Genomic DNA, 4,506 nt, shown 5'->3' with positions numbered 1-4,506 from the left:
GTGGCTGGAGGCGGAGGCGTCGGGCGACGCGGTCCTGGCACTGGGACCGGACCGGATCTCCGAGCTGCTCGCCACGGTCGGTCTGAGCGTCCTGCCGTCCTTCCAGGTGCAGGACGCGGACGAGGCGGTGGCCGCCGCGGAGCGCATCGGGTGGCCGGTGGCGATCAAGACCACGGTCCCCGCCCTGCGGCACCGCGCGGACCTCGGCGGCGTGCGGCTCGACGTCGCCGACGAGACCGAGCTGCGCGCCGACGTGGAGCAGGTGCTCGCCCTCGCCGCGAGCCACGAGCAGGGGGACGTCGACGCGCCGCTCGAGGTCCAGGCCATGGCCCCGCACGGGTCGGCGTGCGTGGTGCGCTCGGTGGAGGACCCCCTGTTCGGCCCGATCATCAGCTTCGGGCTGGCCGGAGACGCGTCGGACCTGCTCGGTGACATCGCCTACGGCGTCCCGCCGCTCACCGACGTCGACGTCGCCGAGCTGGTCCGGACGGCGCGGGCGGCTCCCCGGCTGTTCGGCTACCGCGGTCTGCCCGCGCTCGACGTCGCCGCGCTCGAGGACCTCATCGCCCGCGTCGCGGTGCTCGCGGACGACCTGCCCGAGCTGCGCTCGCTCGAGCTCAACCCGGTCGTGGTCTCGGAGCACGGCGCGGTGGTGCTCGGCGCGCGGGTCGCGGTGTCGCGGGCCGACCGCGCGGACGCCACCCGTCGACTGTCGAGGGTGTGACGGTGCCTGGTCGCAGGCCACGGCCGTCGAGGTGGGAGGATGGGCGGGTGCCTGCTGCTGCTCCCGCCCTGCACCATGATCTCCACCGTGCCGGCTACTACCCGGAGCTCGTCGTCGACGTGCTCGACGTGGCCCTCGCCGACGAGGAGGTCGTGGCCCACCTGGTCCACCCCGAGACCACGTTCGACGCCGCCGAGGTCCGCCGCCACGTCACCGTGCTGGTGCTGACCCCGACCCGCCTCGTGGTCGCGCACGTCGACGACCACCCGGCCGATTCCGAGCACCCGTCGGCGTCCGCCTCGGCGACCACCGAGGCCGTGCCGCTCGCCGAGCTGACGTCGGTGGCGCTCACGCACGTGGTGCCTCTCCCGGAGAAGCACGAGCGCGGACAGCTCGCGCAGGAGCTGACCCTGGTGATCGGCTGGGGTGCGGTCTCCCKGGTGGACCTCGAGCCCGCGACCTGCGGGGACCCGAGCTGCGACGCCGACCACGGCCTCACCGGCACGCTCGCACCCGACGACGTCGTGGTCCGCGTGAGCGCCGCCGCGGAGGGGCTCGACTCCGTGCGTGCCGCCACGGCGTTCGCGCGGCAGCTCTCCGCCGCGAGCGCGCGCGCGCGATGACCGACCTCGAGGCGCCGGCGACGCCGTCACGGCTCCAGGACGCGCTCGACGCGGCGGACCTGGTGGCCCCGGGATCGCTGTTCCCGTGCCTCGGGCGCGTGCTGCCGGCCGTCGCCGCAGCGATCGGCGTCACGGACGTCCCGGAGGCGGACCTCTCGCAGCGGCTGCTCGGACTGCCCGACGCGTCGCGCGTCTGCGTGGTGCTCGTCGACGGCCTCGGGCACGCGAACCTCGCGGAGCGCGCCGGGCACGCGCCGTTCCTGCGCCGGCGTCTCGCCGACTCCTCGCCCCTGACCAGCACGTTCCCCTCGACGACCGCGACCGCGATGGGCACCTTCGGGGTGGCGCTCCCCCCGGGTCGCACGGGGATGCTCGGGTACACGGTCCGCGACCCCGCCACCGGTGAGCTGGGCAACCTCGTCAGCTGGACCGGGCTGCCGCCCGCCCGCGAGTGGCAGCGCGAGACGACGGTCTTCGAGCGGCTCGTCGACGCCGGCACGAACGTGACCAGCATCGGCCCTGCGCGGTTCTCGGGCTCCGGGCTCACGGAGGCCGCGCTGCGTGGCCCCACGTACAAGGCGGCCGAGTCGCTCGCCGCGCGGGTCGACGCCACGCTCGACGTGCTCCGCCGGCCGGGCGTCGCCTACCTGTACTGGGGCGACGTCGACAAGGCCGGGCACCGCCACGGCTGGGGGTCGTGGCAGTGGGGCGACGCGCTCGCCGAGGTCGACGCGGAGCTCGGCCGGCTCGCCCGGTCGCTGCCGCGCGACACGGTTCTGGTCATCACGGCCGACCACGGGATGGTCGACGTCGACCGGTCCCTGCGCTGGGACGCGGCGACCCACCCCGTGCTGGGCGACGGCGTCGAGCTCGTGGCGGGGGAGCCGCGCGCGCTGCACCTGCACCTCGAGCCCGAGGTCGACGCCGACCAGGTGGCGGACCGGTGGCGGGGCGTGCTCGGCGAGGCGGCGGTCGTGGCGACGCGCACCGAGGCCGCGGAGGACTCCTGGTTCGGCGACATCTCCCCGCACGTGCTCCCGGTGATCGGCGACGTGGTGGTGGCCATGACCGGGCGTGCCACCGTCGTCGACTCGCGCACCCAGACGCCCGCGTCGCTCGACATCGTCGGGGTGCACGGCTCTCTGACCCGCTTCGAGATGCTCGTCCCGTGCCTGGTGGTCGCCTGATGGCCGAGCTGGTGTTCTTCTCCGGCACGATGGACAGCGGCAAGTCGACGCTCGCGCTCCAGATGCACCACAACCACGCGGCGCGCGGGCGCGACGGGGTGCTGTTCACGCGGCAGGACCGGGCGGGGGCGGCGACCATCTCGTCGCGGCTCGGCCTGACCCAGCGCGCGCACGAGGTGGACGACTCGACGGACTTCTGGTCGGACGTCATCGCGCGTCGCACGCACGGGCGGCCGGTCGACTACCTGATCGGTGACGAGGCGCAGTTCTACACCGCCGCGCAGGTGGAGCAGCTGGCCCGGGTGGTGGACGAGCTCGGTGTCGACGTCTACGTCTTCGGCATCTCCACCGACTTCCGCGCACGCCTGTTCCCCGGCGCCGCCCGGCTGGTCGAGCTGGCCGACCGCGTGGAGATCCTGCAGGTCCGCGCGCTGTGCTGGTGCGGGGCGCGCGCGACGCACAACGCACGCACCATCGGCGGGACCATGGTGGTCGAGGGCGCGCAGGTGGTGGTCGGCGACGTCGAGGCCGGCGCCGACGAGGTCGGCTACGAGGTCCTGTGCCGACGGCACCACATGCGGCACATGACCGCGGCTGCCGCCCGGGCGTCCTCGCCCAGCCCGCAGACGCTCGCGTCCGTGGACGAGCTCACCATCTGACGCCGGTCAGCGACCGCCGGTCATTCTGGCTTCGCGCCGAAGACGATCTCGTCCCAGCTGGGTACCTTGGCGCGTCCGCGGCGGGACCGCGGACGCTCGATCTCGTCGTGGTCGGCCGCAGCTGCGGGCGTGGTGACCGGCTCCGGGACCGCGACGGGCGCCGGGTAGACCTGCGCCTCCGCGTCGTCGTCGGCGTCCACGGGGTGAGCACCGGGCACGGAGGCGTCCAGCCGACCGAAGTCGAACGCGTGCTGGGGTCCGAAGCCCTCGAACTCCTCCGAGTCGTCCTCGTCGCCGAGCTCCACCGCCTGCCGCACGCCGCGACGGCTGCGCAGGTCGTCCAGGAGCGAGGCCGTCTGCTCCTGCGGGTCCGGGACGGGTTCGGGCTCGACCGGCTCGGGCGCGTCGTGCGCCCCGCGCAGGGTGGCGCCGTCGCCCTGGAAGTCGAACACCACGTCACGCACCGCCGCGAGGTGGCGCCGTGACACCGGCTCGTCGGGGAGCTCGGTCTCGGACAGCCAGCGTGCCTCGTCCTCGTCGGCGACGACCGTGCGCTTCGCCGGGTCGAACGTCCAGCGGGCCTCGTGCTCGGTCTCGTCGACGGCGAACCGGGCGAGGACGACCCACGGTCCGGACGACTCACGGGCGGCGTCCCACGCGAGCGACGCCAGCTCCACGCCGCGCGCGGCGAGCCGGTCCGTCACCAGGTCGCCGAGGGTCGGCGCACCGGTCTCCCGACCGACACGCGTGCCGCGGGCCTGCTCGGCGATGTGCTCCCGCTCGGCGAGCACCGGTCCCTCGTACCGACGGACGCGCTCCACAGGCAGTCCCGCGGAGTCCGCGACCTCCTGCGTCGTCGCACCGGCGCGGATCCGCGCCTGGATCTCCCGCGGGCTCAGCGTACCGGCGCTCTCCGCGCGCAGCTGCTCGAGCTGCGGTCGGTCGCGTCGCACGGCGGCACGCAGCGGTTCGTCGATGCGCACGCGGAAGCGTGCACCGTCCGGGGCCACCAGGACGAGGTGCTCCCCGTCCTCGTGCAGACCCACCAGCTCCAGCTCACCCATGCGACCTCCCGGTACCTCGGGCACGAGCCTGCCACCGATCCGGCCCCACGGCGCGCACCCGGGTCGGTGCGGCGCGGGATCGCGCCGCACGCGGCCGACGCTGCGATGATCTGCCGCGTGGACACGGACATCCCCTTCGAGCCCATCCTCGAGCTGATCGGGGTCTTCGTCGCCGACGCTGCGATGATCTGCCGCGTGGACACGGACATCCCCTTCGAGCCCATCCTCGAGCTGATCGGGGTCTTCGTC

General features: G+C 74.6%; 5 protein-coding genes. 4 read left to right on the top strand and 1 reads right to left on the bottom strand.

Annotated elements, in window-relative coordinates; all coding sequences use genetic code 11:
• The 4 genes from AC1DUQ_RS18160 to AC1DUQ_RS18145 all read left to right on the top strand — a co-directional run.
• Nucleotides 1–724, top strand: a 724-nt coding sequence (locus AC1DUQ_RS18160; protein ID WP_477074282.1) for an acetate--CoA ligase family protein, incomplete at its 5' end; no start/stop codon positions are given.
• 47 nt (nt 725–771) lie between these two features.
• Entirely contained in the window at nt 772–1,347 is a 576-nt protein-coding gene (locus AC1DUQ_RS18155; RefSeq protein ID WP_477074281.1) for a DUF5998 family protein, read from the top strand.
• The gene (locus AC1DUQ_RS18150) at nt 1,344–2,534 is read left to right on the top strand and encodes an alkaline phosphatase family protein (protein WP_477061780.1); all 1,191 of its coding nucleotides are present in this window, start codon (nt 1,344–1,346) and stop codon (nt 2,532–2,534) included. The genes AC1DUQ_RS18155 and AC1DUQ_RS18150 overlap by 4 nt, the downstream gene beginning before the upstream one ends.
• Complete coding sequence (locus tag AC1DUQ_RS18145; protein ID WP_477061908.1) at nt 2,534–3,193, top strand: thymidine kinase; 660 nt, start codon at nt 2,534–2,536, stop codon at nt 3,191–3,193. The genes AC1DUQ_RS18150 and AC1DUQ_RS18145 overlap by 1 nt, the downstream gene beginning before the upstream one ends.
• 20 nt (nt 3,194–3,213) lie before the next feature.
• Here the strand turns inward: AC1DUQ_RS18145 and sepH are convergent, their stop codons facing one another.
• Nucleotides 3,214–4,257: a septation protein SepH gene (gene sepH / locus AC1DUQ_RS18140; RefSeq protein WP_477061781.1), complete on the bottom strand. Its 1,044-nt coding sequence runs from the start codon at nt 4,255–4,257 to the stop codon at nt 3,214–3,216.
• Nucleotides 4,258–4,506 lie beyond the last annotated feature (249 nt).

The sequence above is a fragment of the Cellulomonas sp. P4_B5_2 genome (assembly GCF_056402235.1).
This window is presented reverse-complemented; position numbering and strand designations above follow the sequence as displayed.

Bases quoted from the DNA above. Each gene is read 5' to 3' on its own strand.
- AC1DUQ_RS18150 (WP_477061780.1), top strand. From the start codon at position 1,344: ATGACCGACCTCGAGGCGCCGGCGACGCCGTCACGGCTCCAGGACGCG.
- sepH (WP_477061781.1), bottom strand. From the start codon at position 4,257: ATGGGTGAGCTGGAGCTGGTGGGTCTGCACGAGGACGGGGAGCACCTC.
- AC1DUQ_RS18145 (WP_477061908.1), top strand. From the start codon at position 2,534: ATGGCCGAGCTGGTGTTCTTCTCCGGCACGATGGACAGCGGCAAGTCG.